This window comes from Ramlibacter sp. (genome assembly GCF_035706265.1).
Taxonomy (GTDB): domain Bacteria; phylum Pseudomonadota; class Gammaproteobacteria; order Burkholderiales; family Burkholderiaceae_C; genus Ramlibacter.
Window position 1 is genome coordinate 1 of sequence record NZ_DASSVG010000150.1, and the last position, 2,408, is coordinate 2,408.

Annotated in this window: 2 protein-coding genes; one reads left to right on the top strand and one right to left on the bottom strand. The window is 69.5% G+C overall.

Going from position 1 to position 2,408, the window contains the following annotated elements:
* On the bottom strand, positions 1-1,509 hold a 1,509-nt coding region (gene glgX, locus VFM98_RS06000), incomplete at its 3' end, for a glycogen debranching protein GlgX (protein ID WP_325108992.1).
* 119 nt (positions 1,510-1,628) lie between these two features.
* On the opposite strand from glgX, the gene VFM98_RS06005 reads away from it, so the two are divergent.
* On the top strand, positions 1,629-2,408 hold a 780-nt coding region (locus VFM98_RS06005; protein ID WP_325108993.1), incomplete at its 3' end, for an FUSC family protein.

The window sequence follows — 2,408 nt, forward strand, 5'->3', positions numbered from 1 at the left end:
CTCGGCGCCGCAGTTCCACGAGCGGTTGTGCGACTCCCCGTCGCGGTTGTCCTCGCCGTTGGCCTCGTTGTGCTTCTCGTTGTAGCTGACGAGGTCGTGCAGGGTGAACCCGTCGTGGGCGGTGATGAAGTTAATGCTGGCGGACGGGGCGCGGCCGTTGTGGGCATAGAGGTCGCTGCTGCCTGTGAGGCGGTAACCGAGCTCGCCGACCTGGCCCTGATCGCCGCGCCAGAAGCGACGGACGGTGTCGCGATAGCGCCCGTTCCACTCGGTCCACAGCACCGGGAAGTTGCCAACCTGGTAGCCGCCGGCGCCGACGTCCCACGGCTCCGCGATGAGCTTGACCTGGGAGAGCACGGGGTCCTGGTGGATGATGGTGAAGAAGCCGGAGAGCTGGTCCACCTCGTGCAGCCCGCGCGCCAGCGTGCTGGCGAGGTCGAAGCGGAAGCCGTCGACGTGCATCTCCTGCACCCAGTAGCGCAGCGAATCCATGATCAGCTGCAGCGTCTGCGGGTGCCGCACGTTGAGGGTGTTGCCGGTGCCGGTGTAGTCGAAGTAGTGGCGCGGGTCGTCCGGCACCAGCCGGTAGTAGGTGGGGTTGTCGATCCCCTTGAAGCTGAGGGTCGGCCCCATGTGGTTGCCCTCGGCCGTGTGGTTGTAGACCACGTCGAGGATCACCTCCAGGCCGGCGCCGTGCAGCGCCTTCACCAGTTCCTTGAACTCGCGCACCGCGCCGAGCGCGTCGCCGCGGCGGAAGGCGGCGCTGTAGCGCAGCTCCGGCGCGAAGTAGCTGAGGGTGGAGTAGCCCCAGTAGTTGGTGAGGCCCTTGGCCACCAGGAAGGAGTCGTCCAGGTGGGCGTGCACCGGCATCAGCTCGATGGCGGTCACCCCGAGCTCCTGCAGGTACGACAGCATCGCCGGGTGTGCCATGCCGGCGTAGGTGCCGCGCAGTTCCTCGGGGATGTCGGGGTGCGTCATCGTCAGGCCCTTGACGTGGGCCTCGTACAGCACCGTCTGGTGCAGCGGCACGTTGGGCGGGCGGTCGCCGCTCCAGTCGAAGCGCGGATCGATCACCACGCCCAGCGGCACGCCGCGCACGTCCTCCTCCAGCTTCGCGTGGTCCTCCTCCTCGGCGCCGGTGCGGTAGGCGAAGAGGCCGCGCTCCGGATCCTCCAGCGCGTCGAGCGCCTTGGCGTAGGGGTCCGGCAGCACCACGTTGGGATTGAAGCGCAGGCCCTGGTCGGGCTCGTAGGGGCCGTGCACGCGGTAGCCGTAGCGCTGGCCGGGCTTCAGGCCCGGGAGGTAGCCATGCCAGACGAAGGCCTCGCACTCGCGCAGCCGCACGCGCGTTTCCTGGCCTTGCTCGTCGAACAGGCACAGCTCCACCTTCTGCGCGTTCTCCGAGTAGATGGCGAAGTTGACGCCTTCGCCATCCCAGGTGGCGCCCAGCGGGTAGGGCTCGCCGGGGCAGAGTTGCAGGTTCGTCGCTTCGGGGGTGGTTTCGGCCATGCCGAATCATGTGGCGAAGCCACCCCCGGTCGCCTGTAGGAACTTTTCCACTGCTGGGCCGGCGGGTCAGCCATTCGTCGCGTCGGGGGCGACACCGCCCTGTTTGTCATACTCGCCGGATGTCCCTCAAGCGCTTCCTGGCCGACGAATGGCGCCAGTTGGCCAGCGTGCAGCGCAGCGACCGGCCGTGGGAGATGCCCATCGCGGCGGCGCTGGCGAGCGGCCTGCCGGTCTTCGTCGGCATGGCCTTCGGCGAGCTCGGGCTGGGGTTGGTCGGCTCGCTCGGCGGCCTGGTGTTCCTGCACCTGCCCGCCACGCGCCTGTCGCACCGCATGGCCTGGCTGATGGCCTGCGCCTTCGGCATGACGGGCAGCTACGCGCTCGGGCTGTTGGGCCACCTGTTTCCGCCGCTGCTGGTGCCGCTGCTGGTGATCATCGCCATCGTCGTCACCATGATCTGCCGCTTCTATGCGGCGCCGCCGCCCGGCAGCCTGTTCTTCGTGATGGCCGCGGCGATCGGCGCCTATACCCCCGCGCATGGGCGGATGGCACTGGTGCAACTGGGCGCGCTGGCGCTCGGCACCGTGCTGGCGGTGGCGATCGCCTTCCTCTACAGCCTGCACATCGTGAGCCGCCGGGGCGTGCCCGCGCCCAGCCCGCGGCCGGACCCGGAGTTCGACTTCGTGGTGGTCGATTCGGTCGTGATCGGCGGCTTCGTGGGCGTGTCGCTGCTGGCCGCGGAGCTGCTGCAGCTGTCGCGGCCCTACTGGGTGCCCGTGAGCTGCCTCGCCATCATCCAGGGCGCCTCGCTGCGCGCCGCGTGGACGCGCCAGCTGCATCGCATCCTGGGCACCGCCGTCGGCCTGCTGGCGTTCGTCGCCCTCGCGCAGCTGCCGCTG